We start from the raw sequence: 14,143 nt of genomic DNA, 5'->3' as shown, positions 1-14,143 counted from the left end.
CCCGTGACTCCCCCCAACGCAAATCGATCCCCCCGACAGATTGCCCTACAATGCGCAGCATCATGCCTGCCAACCGCCTGCACCTGCTCATCCCTTTCGCGCTGCCGTCCGCAGCCGACGCCTCCACCGCGCTGCATAACCTCCAGACTCCCGCGCTCGACAAGCTGGTCGCGCGCGCGACGCTGGTCGAACGGGTAATCGGCGAAGACTTCCAGCGCACGCTGCCGCATGAGCGATGGGTCGCACGTCAATTCGGCGCGCTGCCGGGCGCAAACGCGTCAACGCCGGCCACCACCACTGGCACCGCCGGCACGTCCGCCGCAGACGAAGCGCCGCTCGCCCCCTACATGCTGCTCGCCGACGGCGGCGATCCGGGCGCCGCAAGCTGGGCCTGCGTACAGCCCGTCCACGTGCGGATCGCGCACGACCATCTGGTGCTGATCGATCCCGCGTCGCTCGAACTCTCCGATGCCGATGCTGCCACACTGCTTGCCGTCGCCCGTCCGCTGATCGAAGAGCTCGGTGTGCGGATCGAAGCGCCGCAGCCGTCGCGCTGGTATCTGTCGACCGATGCGTTCAGCGCTCTAGCCGGCGCGTCGCCGCTGCGCGCCAGCGGCCGCAATATCGAGATCTGGCTGCCGCACGAAGCGCACACGGGCGAACGCTCGCGCGCGTGGATGAAGTTGCAGAACGAAGTGCAGATGGCGTGGTTCGAACATCCCGTCAACGAAGCACGCGAAGCGCGCGGGCTGCCCGCGGTCAACTCGATCTGGTTTCACGCGCAAGGGGTCGTGCGCCCGGTGACGAGTCCGTTCTCCCGAGTGCTCTCCGAAGCCGCCGCGACGCGCGGCCTCGCGCTCGCCGCGCATGCCGCGATCGATGCGCCACCGCCTTCATTCGCTGAAACGCGCATGAGCGATGCGACGCATCCATCGGGCGCGGCCGCCACCACACTCGTCGAACTCGACCCATTCTCGATTCCGTATATCTCGCAGGACTGGGCAAACTGGAACACCGCCTTCGCCGCACTCGAGCGCAACTGGTTCGCCCCGGCGCTCGCCGCGCTCGAAGCAGGCGAACTGGGCGAACTCGGTCTCACGCTATGCGGCGACACCGGCTCCGTCACGCTGTCCGTCACGCGCGGCGATCTGCGCAAGTTCTGGCGACGGCGCCTGTTCGCATCGCTTTTCATCGAATGACCGGCCGCGCATGAGCGTTTCCATGAGTGCTCCCGTCACCCGCGACTCACACCGCGTTCACGCCGCCCGCCGTGCGGCGTTTGCGGTCTGCGTCCCCCTCCCCTTCTTTGCCGCAGGCCATACCCGCCTGCCCATGCCCGCATGACTCGCATTGTTACCCGCGCGTGCCCACCGGCCGACGCCGAAGCCCTCACCCGTCACGGCCTGCATCCGGTGCTCGCGCGTCTGTACGCGGCGCGCGGCGTATGCCTGCCCGATGAACTCGAAACCGGCCTCGCCCGACTCGTGCCGCCGACCGCGCTGCGCGGCTGCGACACAGCCGCCGCATTGCTCGCCGACGCGCTCGAATCCAGGCGCCGCATGCTGGTCGTCGCGGATTACGACTGCGACGGCGCCACCGCATGCGCGGTCGCCGTACGCGGACTGCGGATGTTCGGCGCGCAGATCGATTACCTGGTGCCGAATCGCTTCGAATACGGTTACGGACTCACGCCCGAGATCGTCGCGCTCGCCGCTGCGCGGCCGAACGGCAAGCCCGATCTGCTGATCACTGTCGACAACGGCATCGCGAGTGTCGATGGCGTCGCCGCGGCAAACGCGCTCGGCATCGATGTGCTGGTCACCGACCATCACCTGCCCGGCGACGCGTTGCCCGCCGCGCGCGCGATCGTCAATCCGAACCAGCCGGGCTGCACCTTCCCGAGCAAATGCATCGCGGGCGTGGGCGTGATGTTCTATGTGCTGCTCGCGCTGCGCGCCGAGTTGCGCAAACGCGGCGCATTCGGCGACGCGCGTCCCGAACCGCGCCTCGACGGCCTGCTCGACCTCGTCGCGCTCGGCACGGTGGCCGACGTCGTGAAGCTCGACGGCAATAACCGCGTGCTGGTCGCGCAAGGATTGCAGCGGATCCGCAACGGCCGCATGCAGCCAGGCATCGCCGCACTGTTTCGCGCCGCGGGCCGCGATGCACGCAGTGCGGCCGGCTTCGATCTCGGTTTCGCGCTCGGTCCGCGGCTCAACGCGGCCGGGCGTCTCGCCGATATGTCGCTGGGCATCGAGTGCCTGACCACCGACGACGTCGGCCGCGCATGGCAGCTCGCCCAGCAACTGGACGGCATGAACCGCGAGCGCCGCGAAATCGAAGCCGGCATGCAGCAGCAGGCGCTCGACGACCTCGCCACGGTCAACCCCGACGGCACCGCGACGATCACGCTGTTCAACGCAAGCTGGCACCAGGGCGTGATCGGCATCGTCGCCGGCCGGCTGAAAGAGAAGTTCCACCGGCCTTCGTTCACGTTCGCGCTCGCCGACGACAGCGGCACGCTCATCAAAGGTTCGGGCCGTTCGATCGCCGGCTTTCATCTGCGCGACGCGCTTGATCTGATCTCGAAGCGCGAGCCGGGCCTGATCGTGCGCTTCGGCGGCCATGCGATGGCAGCCGGCATGACGCTTGCAACGGCCGACCTGCCGCGCTTTGCAGCCGCATTCGAAGCCGTCGCCCGCGAGTGGCTGACCGACGACGCGCTCGCGCGCACCGTCGAAACCGACGGCGATCTCGAAGATGCGTACTTCACGCCTCAATTCGTCGAAATGCTCGACGCGGCCGTCTGGGGACAGGGCTTTCCAGCGCCGCTCTTTTCCGGCGAGTTCGACGTGATGTCACAGGCGCTCGTGAAGGACAAGCACCTGAAGCTGCAGCTCGCGCGCGGCCGCCAGCGCTTCAACGCAATCTGGTTCAACCATACCGAGACGCTGCCGGCGCGCGCGACCGTCGCCTATCGGCTCTCGCGCGATACGTGGAACGGCATGTCGCGCGTGCAACTGATCGTCGAACACGCGCTCGGCGACGTCGCCTGACGCATCCTGCGCGCCGCCGTCTCAAGCGGCGTCCACGCGCGTGGGATCGGCGAAGCGAGGGCGAAGCGAGGGCGAAGCGAGGGCGAAGCGAGGGCGAAACGCGCGTGAAACGCGCACGAGTCAGGCACGCGTCACGCGCGACTCACGCCCGGAATCCCGCGTGGAATCCCTGCGAATGCGCCGTAAATCCGTGCGCAATCCCTGTGTTGCAGGCCGGCGCCGGCCGTCGATCGGCTATAATTTCACCTTTTTACGAAGCCTCAAAAGATCGACATGGAAGCGGAACGTCTCAACGCGATCGAAGCCTCTCTGGCAGACCTGCGCACGCGCGCGGGCGAGCTACGGGGGTATCTTTGACTACGACGCCAAAGCGGTAAGGCTCGTCGAAGTCAACCGGGAACTCGAAGACCCGAACGTCTGGAACGACTCGCAGCACGCGCAGTCGCTCGGTAAGGAAAAGAAGCTGCTCGAGGGTGTCGTCGACGTTCTTGCGTCGCTCGACAACGACCTGCGCGATACGCAGGACCTGTTCGACATGGCCCGCGAGGAAAATGACGAAGCGACACTCGTCGCCTGCGACGAGGACGTGGCGAAGCTCCAGGCACGCATCGAAGACCTCGAATTCCGCCGGATGTTCTCGAACCCGGCCGACCCGAACAACGCGTTTATCGATATCCAGGCCGGCGCCGGCGGCACCGAAGCGTGCGACTGGGCGTCGATGCTGCTGCGCCAGTACCTGCGCTATTGCGAGCGCAAGGGCTTCAAGACCGAAGTGCTCGAGGAATCGGAAGGCGACGTCGCCGGCATCAAGAGTGCGACGATCAAGGTCGAAGGCGAATACGCGTACGGCTATCTGCGCACCGAGACCGGCATTCACCGGCTCGTGCGCAAATCGCCGTTCGATTCGTCGGGCGGTCGCCATACGTCGTTCTCGTCGGTCTTCGTGTATCCGGAAATCGACGAATCGTTCGAGATCGAAATCAACCCGGCGGACCTGCGCATCGATACCTTCCGCGCGTCCGGCGCCGGCGGCCAGCACATCAACAAGACCGATTCGGCGGTGCGCATCACGCACATGCCGAGCGGCATCGTGGTGCAGTGCCAGAACGATCGCTCGCAGCACCGTAACCGCGCGGAAGCGATGGCGATGCTGAAGTCGCGCCTCTACGAAGCGGAAATGCGCAAGCGCCAGTCCGAGCAGGACAAGCTCGAAGCGGGCAAGTCGGATGTGGGCTGGGGCCACCAGATCCGCTCTTACGTGCTCGACAACAGCCGTATTAAAGATCTGCGCACCAACGTCGAAATCAGCAATACGAAGAGCGTGCTCGACGGCGATCTCGACGCGTTTATCAGCGCGAGCCTGAAACAGGGTATTTGAGTTGCAGATTCGGCGGCACGGCATGAATAGCCGGGCCGCGTGTTTTGTCGCGGGGTGGCGTCGAGTACCGTTCGCCTTGCCCGCAAGCCTCCCCGCCTACCGACCATCATCATGACCGAACCGACGACCCCAACCACCGCCGCGGCCGACGACGACAACCCGATCATCGCGGAACGCCGCGAAAAGCTGCGCGGGCTGCGCGAGCAAGGCGTCGCGTACCCGAACGATTTCAAGCCGACCCACCACGCCGCCGATCTGCAGACGCGGTACGCCGAAACGGACAAGGAAGCGCTCGAAGCGCAGGCGCCCGGTGTCGCGCTCGCCGGCCGGATGATGTTGAAGCGCGTGATGGGCAAGGCGAGCTTCGCGACGGTGCAGGACGGCTCGGGCCAGATCCAGTTCTTCGTCACGCCCGCTGACGTCGGCGAAGCGACTTACGAAGCGTTTAAAAAGTGGGACCTCGGCGACATCATCGCGGCGCGCGGCGTGCTGTTTCGCACGAACAAGGGCGAGCTGTCGGTGCGCTGCGCCGAACTGCGACTGCTGTCGAAGGCGCTGCGTCCGCTGCCGGACAAGTTCCATGGCCTCGCCGATCAGGAAATGCGCTACCGGCAGCGCTATGTCGATCTGATCGTCACGCCGGAAGCACGCAAGACATTTATCGCGCGCACGAAGACGATCTCATCGATCCGCCAGTTCATGTCGGACGCGAGCTTCATGGAAGTCGAAACGCCGATGCTGCACCCGATTCCGGGCGGCGCCGCGGCGAAGCCGTTCGTCACGCATCACAACGCGCTCGATATGCAGATGTTCATGCGCATCGCGCCGGAGCTGTACCTGAAGCGGCTGATTGTCGGCGGCTTCGAACGCGTGTTCGAGATCAACCGGAATTTCCGTAACGAGGGCGTGTCGCCGCGCCACAATCCGGAATTCACGATGATGGAGTTCTACGCCGCGTACACCGACTACAAGTGGCTGATGGACTTCACCGAGCGGTGCATCCGCCAGGCGGCGATCGATACGCTCGGCACGGCCACCATCAGCTACCAGGGGCGTGAGCTCGATCTGTCGAAGCCGTTCCACCGGCTGACCATCACGCAGGCCATCCTTAAACACGCACCGCACTACACGGAAGCGCAATTGTCGGACGCGGCGTTCCTGCGCACGGAACTGAAGAAGTTCGGCGTCGACACGAGTGCGCCGAAGTTCCTGAACGCGGCGCTCGGCTCGCTGCGACTCGCGCTCTTCGAAGAAACCGCTGAAGCCCAGTTGTGGGAGCCGACCTTCATCATCGACTATCCGATCGAAGTATCGCCGCTTGCGCGCGCTTCGGATTCGGTCGAAGGAATCACCGAGCGCTTCGAGCTCTTTATCACCGGCCGCGAAATCGCCAACGGATTTTCGGAACTCAACGATCCGGAAGACCAGGCCGCGCGCTTTCGCAAGCAGGTCGATCAGAAAGATGCCGGCGACGAAGAAGCGATGTACTACGACGCCGACTATATCCGCGCGCTTGAATACGGGATGCCGCCGACCGGCGGCTGCGGCATCGGCATCGACCGCCTTGTGATGCTGATCACCGACAGCCCAAGCATTCGCGACGTGATCCTGTTCCCGCACCTGCGGCGCGAAGACTGACGCGGCGGATGGCGACACGACTGCGCACACGCCTTCGCGTGCGTGCACAAACAAACGCCCGCATACGGTCGGACACCGTATGCGGGCGTTGTCTTTTGTGTGCGCCGGACTGATCGTTTGTAACTATCGGTAAGCGGTGCGGGGCGGCACGGCATGCCGCACGACACGTGACACGTGACGCGATCGTTCATTCGATACAGAAGACGTTACAAATTGAAACCCTGCGCCAATCCCGTTGTCGGACACTGTATGCATGATCAATGGTCGACTCTGCCAGAGACGGAGCCCCAACATGGACAAGCCGAACAACACCCCCTCTTCTTCGTCGCCACGCCGCCTGCATCCGCTGATCGCGACCGCCGCAGGCGCGGTCATCGTCGCGAGCCTCGCCGCTACCGCCGCGATTACCGGCGTATTCCCGAAAGCGTCCAGCGACAACGAGCAATCCAATCAGACGCAAACCGCGCAAATCGCTTCGCAACCGGTCGTCGACACGGCGCAAGCCGCCAATCCGGCGCAATACGAGCCGCAACAGCAGCCGCAGCCGCAGGTTGTGCAGCAAGCGCAGCCGCAGCCGGTGCCCGTCCCTGTTCCTGTTCCCGCGCAGCCACCCGCGCAGGCTGCGCAGCAGCCGCAACCGGCGCCTGAGCAGCAGCCACAACAACAATACGCGCCGCCGCAACAGGCCGCTCGCCCAGACGTATGCTCGAGTTGCGGCACCGTGGTCGCGATATCGGAAGTCAAGCAGGAAGGTCACGGCACTGGAATCGGCGCGGTCGGTGGCGCGGTCGCGGGTGGCGTGATCGGCAATCAGTTCGGTAGCGGCGGAGGCCGCACCGCGATGACCGTGCTCGGCGCGCTTGGCGGCGGTTTCGCCGGCAATTCGGTCGAAAAGCACCTGCGCACGACAACCAGCTATTCGGTCCGCGTACGGATGGAGAACGGCAAGATGCGGTACTTCACGTATCACCAGCCACCGCCGTTCCAGCAAGGCGAGCGCGTGCGGATCGAGAACGGCGCGCTGGTCGCCGGTTAAGACCGCGCCGCCGAATGCAAAAAGGCGAGTCCCGAAGGAATCGCCTTTTTTGTGTGCGGCCGACTTGCGTCGCGACGTGAATCAATAATCCGCGTCTTCGATCCACGCGGCCTGGATTGCTTCGAGAATCTTCTCATTCGACCGGTTCGGGTCGTCGTCGAAACCATCCAGTTCCATTATCCAGCGATGCAGATCCGTGAACCGCACCTGTTGCGGATCAATCTCCGGGTGCTTGTCCGTCAACGCCATTGCGATGTCCTGCGTATCGGTCCACTTCATGGCTGCGTACTCCTTGTTAGTGATTTTCCTTCGCGTGATTGATCGAGTAGCGCGGAATTTCAACGACCAGGTCGTCGCTTTCCGGCACGATCGCCTGGCAAGACAGCCGTGACTCGCGCTCGAGCCCCCAGGCTTTGTCGAGCAGGTCGTCCTCGTCTTCCTCTGACGGCTCGAGCGCATCGAAGCCCTCGCGCACGATCACATGACATGTCGTGCACGCGCATGACTTCTCGCACGCGTGCTCGATTTCGATGCCGTTCTCGAGCAGCGTGTCACAGATGCTCTTGCCCGGCACGGCGTCGATCACCGCACCTTCCGGGCACAGTTCGACGTGAGGCAGTACAACGATTTGAGGCATAGGGGGTTCCGCTTGATACGGTTTTGCTGCCGCGCCTGATACCGGCTTGGCGCAGCCCGGCAGCATCCTGTTATTTTACTGACAGCGCGTCCGATTTTGGCACGCGCCCCATGACAGACGTGACGTGATCGTGGGCAGCAGCCGGGCGCGTTCAGATCTCATCGAGCTTGCGGCCCGCGAGCGCGCGGCGAATGCCCTTGTTCATCCGGCGTGCCGCGAATTCGTCGGTGCCGGCTGCGAGCGCCTTCGTCGCCGCTTCAACCGCGTCCACGTCGTCGCTGCGCGCGACGTTGCGCAACGCGGCAAGCAGCGTATCCAGCGCGCCGCGTTCGTCGGCGTCGAGCAGTTCGCTGTCTGCGACAAGCGCCGCATCCGTCGCTTCGATCAGCCGCTGCGCCTCGACCTGCGCTTCGCGCAGCGCGCGAGCGCGCATATCGACTTCCGCGGCGCTAAAGCTGTCTTCGAGCATGCGCGCGATATCGTCGTCGGCCAGACCATACGACGGTTTCACGACCACCGACGCCTCGACGCCCGAATGCTGCTCGCGCGCGAACACCGATAGCAGGCCATCGGCATCGACCTGGTAGGTCACGCGGATGCGCGCCGCACCGGCCGCCATCGGCGGAATGCCGCGCAGTTCGAAGCGCGCAAGCGAGCGGCAATCCGACACCAGTTCGCGTTCGCCCTGCACGACGTGGATCGCCATCGCCGTCTGGCCATCCTTGAATGTCGTGAAATCCTGCGCGCGGGCGACTGGAATCGTCGAATTGCGCGGGATGATCTTTTCGGTGAGACCACCCATCGTTTCGACGCCAAGCGACAGCGGAATCACATCGAGCAGCAGCCATTCGTCGCCGTCGGCGCCGCGGTTGCCGGCCAGCAGATCCGCCTGGATCGCCGCGCCAAGCGCGACGACCTGATCCGGATCGAGATTGGTGAGCGGCGGTTGCCCGAAAAACGATTCGACCGCGCGGTGGATCACCGGCATGCGCGTCGCGCCGCCGACCAGCACCACGCCCTTGATGTCCGCCGGCGTCACTTTCGCATCGCGCAACGCTTTGCGCGTCGGACCGAGCGTGCGCCGCACAAGCGCTTCGGTGACGGCCGCAAACGTGGGCTCGTCAATCGTCTGATGGAGTTGCACGCCGTTCGAAAGTGTGACGTCGAGCGTCGCCTGCGGCGTGCTCGACAGCGCCTCTTTCGTCGTGCGCACGGTATCGAGCAGCAAACGCACGTCTTCAGGCGTGAGCGTTTGCGGTGCAATGCCCGCTTGCGCCAGCATATGACGATATAGCAGATGGTCGAAGTCGTCGCCGCCAAGCGCCGAGTCGCCGCCCGCCGCGAGCACTTCGAACACGCCCTTCGTGAGCTTCAGGATCGACAGATCGAATGTGCCGCCGCCCAGATCGAACACCGCGTAGAGCCCTTCGGAGCCGTTGTCGAGCCCGTAGGCAATCGCCGCGGCGGTCGGCTCGTTCAGCAGGCGCAGCACATTCAGGCCGGCCAGTCGCGCGGCGTCTTTCGTCGCCTGGCGTTGCGCTTCGTCGAAATACGCGGGCACCGTGATCACGGCGCCGACCAGTTCATCGCCGAGCGTATCCTCGGCGCGCTGACGCAGCGTCGCAAGAATCTCCGCCGACACCTCGACCGGGCTCTTCACACCATCGACGGTGCGGATTTGCACCATGCCGGGCGCGTCGACGAAATCGTAAGGCGCGTTCTCGGCGCCCTCCACTTCGCGCTTGCCGCGGCCCATGAAGCGCTTGACCGACACGATCGTGTTGCGCGGGTCGCTCGCCGCTTCGGCTTTCGCGGTACGGCCGATCCGGCGGCCGCCTTTCTCCAGATAGCGGACCACCGAAGGCAGTAGCGCGTACCCTTCCGCGTCGGGCAATACGTCGGGCACGCCGTTGCGCACCGCGGCGACGAGAGAGTTGGTCGTGCCGAGATCGATCCCAACCGCCAGACGCCTTTGATGCGGCGCGGGCGCCATGCCGGGTTCAGAGATTTGCAGTAAAGCCATCTGGAGTCTTCTTCGGGGAGCGTTGCGCCCCGTGCTGGATTATTTTCGTTTGCGGAATGTAGAGACGGCGATTGGCGCAGCGCACGGCCACGATGTTACGCGTGAGGGCACCCGCCGCGCTCAGTTCTCTAGCTTCTCGATCTGCACGCCGATTTCCGATGCGACGCGCTCGATAAACATCAGTTGCCGCACCGCTTCGCTGGCTGCCTGATCCGAGCCGCTATCAAGCAGCGCCGCGAGCCTCGTGAAGCGAACCCGTTCTTCGTCCCGTAGTTCGGCGAGCAATGCATCGAGTGCACCGGTGTTCTTCGCGCCCGCCGCGTCTTCGATGCGTTCGCGCCATTCCATCTGCTGCATCAGGAAAGCCGGCTCCATCGCCGTGTTGTTCTCGGCGCCGACATCGATACCACGCAACGACAACAGATACGTCGCGCGTCGCAACGGATCGCGCAACGTGCGATACGCCTCGTTTGCACGCGTCGCCCATTGCATCGCGATGCGCTTTTGCGCGTCGCCCGCCGCGGCGAAGCGGTCCGGGTGCACTTGCGCCTGCACGGTACGGTACGCGTCGTCGAGCGCCTGCGTGTCGAGCGCGAATCGCGCCGGCAGATGAAACAGCTCGAAGTGACTGTCGTTCAGCGTTGCCATCGGAATACTTTGTCTGTCTAAAGCGTGCTACTTCACAGCGAAACAGCCGATGCGGGTGAAACGGCTAGCGGACAAGCTTCGGAAATTCGCGCAGCCTCACGCCGCCGCGAATTGAAAAAAGGCGGCACAGGCCGCCCTTTTCGATCCTTTCTGCGTGCTCACACGCGGAACGACTCGCCGCAGCCGCACTCGTCCTTGACGTTAGGATTGTTGAACTTGAAGCCTTCGTTCAACCCTTCCCGTGCGAAATCGAGCTCGGTGCCATCGATATACGCGAGGCTCTTTGGATCGACAACGACCTTCACGCCGTTGCATTCGAACACCTCATCTTCCGGCGCGAGTTCATCGACGTACTCGAGCTTGTACGCAAGGCCCGAACAGCCGGTCGTGCGCACGCCGACTCGCAGCCCGACGCCCTTACCGCGCCGTGACAGATACTTCTGCACGTGTTGTGCTGCTTTTTCGGTCAACGTAATTGCCATAGCGTTTCTCATTGCGTGGTGCGTTGCTTGCACATTGCGCCACGACCCAACCTGCGTTCAAACCTTCGCCTGCCGCGATCCCGGGCGGCTTGCGCCTTTGCGCACTGTGCGCCGCCCTCGTCTTCTATTTGCGATCAAACCGTCGGCGATTCAACCCCGGCGAGCGTTGCGCGTGTGCGGCTATCGTCCCGCTGTGCCGCCCCAGTGCGCCTCGCCCGGCGCCCGCGCCGCTCAAGCCGCCTGCTTGTCGCCGGCGGCCGCGACGGTTTCGCCGCCGTGACGCTGCTTGTAGTCGGCGACCGCTGCCTTGATCGCGTCTTCCGCGAGAATCGAACAGTGGATCTTCACCGGCGGCAGCGCCAGTTCCTCGGCGATCTGCGTGTTCTTGATCTCGAGCGCCTGATCGAGCGTCTTGCCCTTGACCCATTCGGTGACGAGCGAACTCGATGCGATTGCGGAGCCGCAACCGTAAGTCTTGAACTTCGCGTCTTCGATCACGCCGTCCGCGCCGACGCGAATCTGCAGCTTCATCACGTCGCCGCATGCCGGCGCGCCGACCATACCCGTGCCGACCGCGTCGTCGTCCTTTGCGAACGAGCCGACATTGCGCGGGTTTTCGTAGTGGTCCAGAACCTTGTCGCTATAAGCCATGTTTACACTCCTTGATTCGATTCAACCTGCGTTCATGCAACCCGTCTTCCGACGTTTCCTGCGCGGCGCGTCAGTGCGCGGCCCATTGGATCGTCGTCAGATCGATGCCGTCCTTGTGCATTTCCCAAAGCGGCGACAGGTCGCGCAGCTTGGCAATCTTCGTGTTTAGCAGGTTGATCACGTAGTCGACTTCCTGTTCCGTCGTAAAGCGGCCGACGGTGAAACGGATCGAGCTGTGCGCGAGTTCGTCGTTGCGACCGAGTGCGCGCAGCACATACGACGGTTCGAGCGACGCCGACGTGCACGCCGAACCCGACGACACCGCGACGTCCTTCACCGCCATGATCAGCGATTCCCCTTCGACGAAGTTGAAGCTGATATTCAGGTTGTGCGGCACACGCTGTTCCATGTCGCCGTTCACATACACTTCCTCGATCTGCGACAGGCCACGCAGCAGACGGTCGCGCAACATACGGATACGCTCGTTCTCGGTGGCCATTTCTTCGCGCGCCAGCCGGAACGCTTCACCCATACCGACGATCTGGTGCGTCGCCAGCGTGCCTGAGCGCATACCGCGCTCATGGCCGCCGCCGTGCATCTGCGCTTCGATGCGCACGCGCGGCTTGCGGCGCACGTACAGCGCACCGATGCCCTTCGGGCCATACGTCTTGTGCGCCGAGAACGACATCAGGTCGACTTTCAGCTTCTGCAGGTCGATTGGGGCCTTGCCGGTCGCCTGCGCGGCGTCGACGTGGAAAATGATGCCCTTCTCGCGGCAAATTTCGCCGATCGTCGCGATGTCCTGAATCACGCCGATTTCGTTGTTCACGTGCATCACCGACACGAGGATCGTGTCGGGGCGCAGCGCCGCCTTAAACACGTCGATGTCGATCAGGCCGTCGTCCTTCACGTCCAGATACGTGACCTCGAAGCCTTCGCGCTCGAGTTCGCGGCAGGTGTCGAGCACGGCCTTGTGCTCGGTCTTCACCGTGATCACGTGCTTGCCCTTGCTCTTGTAGAAGTGCGCAGCACCCTTGATCGCGAGGTTGTCCGATTCGGTCGCACCCGACGTCCAGATGATTTCGCGCGGGTCCGCGTTGACGAGCGCGGCGACGTGTTCACGCGCTTCCTCGACCGCACGCTCGGCCTCCCAGCCGTACGCATGGCTGCGCGACGCGGGGTTGCCGAATTGCTCGCGCAGATACGGAATCATCTTGTCCACCACGCGCGGGTCGACAGGCGTCGTCGCGCTGTAGTCCATGTAAATGGGCAGGTGGGGAATGTCGTTATTCATCAATCGCTCCGGGGACATCATTGCTTTTTGGCTGCCACGTTCGTGTGCTGGCGCGCCGCCGTACGCTATTCGTGCGTTTTGACGGTGCCCTGTTTCACGAACCGGCCATATTGAAAACGGAATTCGGCCCTTTCGGCACGACGCGCGCCGGCTCGGCCGCGGGCGCTTCAGTGCGCCGGTCCCGCAGCACCGCAGACGGCGCCGCTTCACGCGAGCGCTGCTGATCGACCAGGTCTTTCAGCGAAACCGAATCCAGGTATTCGACCATCTTCTGATTCAGCGTCGACCACAGTTCGTGGGTCATGCAATGGCCGTCGCGCTGCTTCGTGCCTTCACACGTGCCTTTGCCGCCGCATTGGGTCGCATCGAGCGGTTCATCGACCGCGATTATGATGTCGGCCACCGTCACATCTTCCGCGCGGCGCGCGAGGTTGTAGCCGCCGCCCGGGCCGCGCACCGATTCAACAATCTCGTGACGGCGCAGCTTCCCGAACAGCTGTTCGAGATAGGACAGGGAGATGTGCTGGCGCTGGCTGATACCCGCAAGCGTCACCGGGCCCTGCTCCTGGCGCAATGCCAGGTCAATCATCGCCGTGACGGCGAAACGGCCTTTCGTGGTGAGTCTCATAATGTGTGGGAACCGCAATTCTCGACAAGTTTGGTCAAGTATAAATACATGAGCAATATAGTCAAGTATCCCTATCTCGATTTTGGTTATTTGCTTAAAAATTTCGGGGTCGCACGATTTCGCGCGCTACTCGCACTACTCGCACTACTCGCCCCGCAGCTGGTTGCCAAGCGCTGCGATCAGTCCGCGGCACGCCGCCTCGCATTGGTCCAGTACGAGTTCGAAACCGGCCGCGCCGCCGAAGTACGGATCGGCGACTTCGCGCGCGTCCGCTTGCGGCGCGAATTCCATCAGTAAACGAATCTTGTCGCGTTGCACTGGGGGACAGATCAAATGGAGGGCGTCGACATTCGCGTCGTCCATCGCGATCAGCAGGTCGAAACGCTCGAAATCGCCGACGGTAATCTGACGGCCGCGCAACGGCGACAGATCGTAACCGCGCTGGCGCGCGGCCTGCTGAGCCCGCTCATCGGGCGCTTCACCCACGTGCCAGTTACCGGTGCCGGCTGAATCCACGATCACGCGGTCGGTCAGATTCGCTCCGACCAGCTGGTGGCGCATCACCCCTTCCGCCGTGGGTGAGCGGCAGATATTTCCCAGACACACGAAGCAGACGGCGATGGTTTTCATTCGATAGCGTATGAGCGAGTGCCGATGACCTCTCGGCCGGTG

The 14,143-nt window shown here is 63.9% G+C and carries 14 protein-coding genes; 5 read left to right on the top strand and 9 right to left on the bottom strand.

Going from position 1 to position 14,143, the window contains the following annotated elements; genetic code table 11:
* Window positions 1–50 precede the first annotated feature (50 nt).
* The 5 genes from HV796_RS02245 (at window position 51) to HV796_RS02225 (ending at window position 7,108) form a co-directional block, all read left to right on the top strand.
* Window positions 51–1,199, top strand: coding sequence for a regulator (locus tag HV796_RS02245; protein WP_175224751.1), 1,149 nt, complete (start codon window positions 51–53; stop codon window positions 1,197–1,199).
* Window positions 1,200–1,340: 141 nt separating this feature from the next.
* Window positions 1,341–3,056 (top strand): single-stranded-DNA-specific exonuclease RecJ, encoded by a 1,716-nt coding sequence (gene recJ, locus HV796_RS02240; RefSeq protein ID WP_175224750.1) that lies wholly within the window; start codon window positions 1,341–1,343, stop codon window positions 3,054–3,056.
* A gap of 273 nt (window positions 3,057–3,329) precedes the next feature.
* Window positions 3,330–4,434, top strand: a protein-coding gene (gene prfB, locus HV796_RS02235) for a peptide chain release factor 2 (protein WP_175224748.1) whose coding sequence is annotated in 2 segments (ribosomal slippage) — window positions 3,330–3,410 and window positions 3,412–4,434 — 1,104 coding nt in all. Because the reading frame shifts where the segments join, the coding sequence is not laid out codon by codon here.
* A gap of 111 nt (window positions 4,435–4,545) precedes the next feature.
* Window positions 4,546–6,072: a lysine--tRNA ligase gene (gene lysS / locus HV796_RS02230; protein WP_175224746.1), complete on the top strand. Its 1,527-nt coding sequence runs from the start codon at window positions 4,546–4,548 to the stop codon at window positions 6,070–6,072.
* A 292-nt stretch (window positions 6,073–6,364) separates the two neighbouring features.
* Complete coding sequence (locus tag HV796_RS02225; RefSeq protein ID WP_175224744.1) at window positions 6,365–7,108, top strand: glycine zipper 2TM domain-containing protein; 744 nt, start codon at window positions 6,365–6,367, stop codon at window positions 7,106–7,108.
* An 81-nt stretch (window positions 7,109–7,189) separates the two neighbouring features.
* Here HV796_RS02225 and iscX read toward each other — a convergent pair whose 3' ends face one another.
* The 9 genes from iscX to HV796_RS02180 all read right to left on the bottom strand — a co-directional run bounded on the left by iscX (window position 7,190) and on the right by HV796_RS02180 (window position 14,101).
* A complete protein-coding gene (iscX, locus tag HV796_RS02220; RefSeq protein ID WP_175224742.1) occupies window positions 7,190–7,387 on the bottom strand; it encodes a Fe-S cluster assembly protein IscX in 198 nt (65 codons plus the stop codon).
* A 16-nt stretch (window positions 7,388–7,403) separates the two neighbouring features.
* Window positions 7,404–7,745 carry an ISC system 2Fe-2S type ferredoxin gene (fdx, locus tag HV796_RS02215; RefSeq protein ID WP_175224741.1) on the bottom strand — a complete coding sequence of 114 codons (342 nt, stop codon included), beginning with the start codon at window positions 7,743–7,745 and terminating at the stop codon, window positions 7,404–7,406.
* Between the two features lie 151 nt (window positions 7,746–7,896).
* Complete coding sequence (gene hscA / locus HV796_RS02210; RefSeq protein WP_175224739.1) at window positions 7,897–9,768, bottom strand: Fe-S protein assembly chaperone HscA; 1,872 nt, start codon at window positions 9,766–9,768, stop codon at window positions 7,897–7,899.
* A gap of 120 nt (window positions 9,769–9,888) precedes the next feature.
* The gene (hscB, locus tag HV796_RS02205) at window positions 9,889–10,416 is read right to left on the bottom strand and encodes a Fe-S protein assembly co-chaperone HscB (protein ID WP_175224737.1); all 528 of its coding nucleotides are present in this window, start codon (window positions 10,414–10,416) and stop codon (window positions 9,889–9,891) included.
* 158 nt (window positions 10,417–10,574) lie between these two features.
* On the bottom strand, window positions 10,575–10,898 hold the full coding sequence (gene iscA, locus HV796_RS02200) for an iron-sulfur cluster assembly protein IscA (RefSeq protein WP_175224736.1): 324 nt from the start codon (window positions 10,896–10,898) through the stop codon (window positions 10,575–10,577).
* A 231-nt stretch (window positions 10,899–11,129) separates the two neighbouring features.
* Complete coding sequence (gene iscU / locus HV796_RS02195) at window positions 11,130–11,549, bottom strand: Fe-S cluster assembly scaffold IscU (protein WP_175224734.1); 420 nt, start codon at window positions 11,547–11,549, stop codon at window positions 11,130–11,132.
* A 70-nt stretch (window positions 11,550–11,619) separates the two neighbouring features.
* A complete protein-coding gene (locus tag HV796_RS02190) occupies window positions 11,620–12,843 on the bottom strand; it encodes an IscS subfamily cysteine desulfurase (RefSeq protein WP_175224732.1) in 1,224 nt (407 codons plus the stop codon).
* A 94-nt stretch (window positions 12,844–12,937) separates the two neighbouring features.
* Window positions 12,938–13,471 (bottom strand): Fe-S cluster assembly transcriptional regulator IscR, encoded by a 534-nt coding sequence (gene iscR, locus HV796_RS02185; protein WP_175224730.1) that lies wholly within the window; start codon window positions 13,469–13,471, stop codon window positions 12,938–12,940.
* A 144-nt stretch (window positions 13,472–13,615) separates the two neighbouring features.
* Window positions 13,616–14,101: a low molecular weight protein-tyrosine-phosphatase gene (locus tag HV796_RS02180; RefSeq protein ID WP_175224728.1), complete on the bottom strand. Its 486-nt coding sequence runs from the start codon at window positions 14,099–14,101 to the stop codon at window positions 13,616–13,618.
* Window positions 14,102–14,143: the final 42 nt, after the last annotated feature.

The sequence above is a fragment of the Paraburkholderia humisilvae genome, from assembly GCF_902859855.1.
Lineage (GTDB): Bacteria > Pseudomonadota > Gammaproteobacteria > Burkholderiales > Burkholderiaceae > Paraburkholderia > Paraburkholderia humisilvae.
Note: the sequence above shows the minus strand (reverse complement) of the source record. Positions and strands in the feature narration are given on the sequence as shown.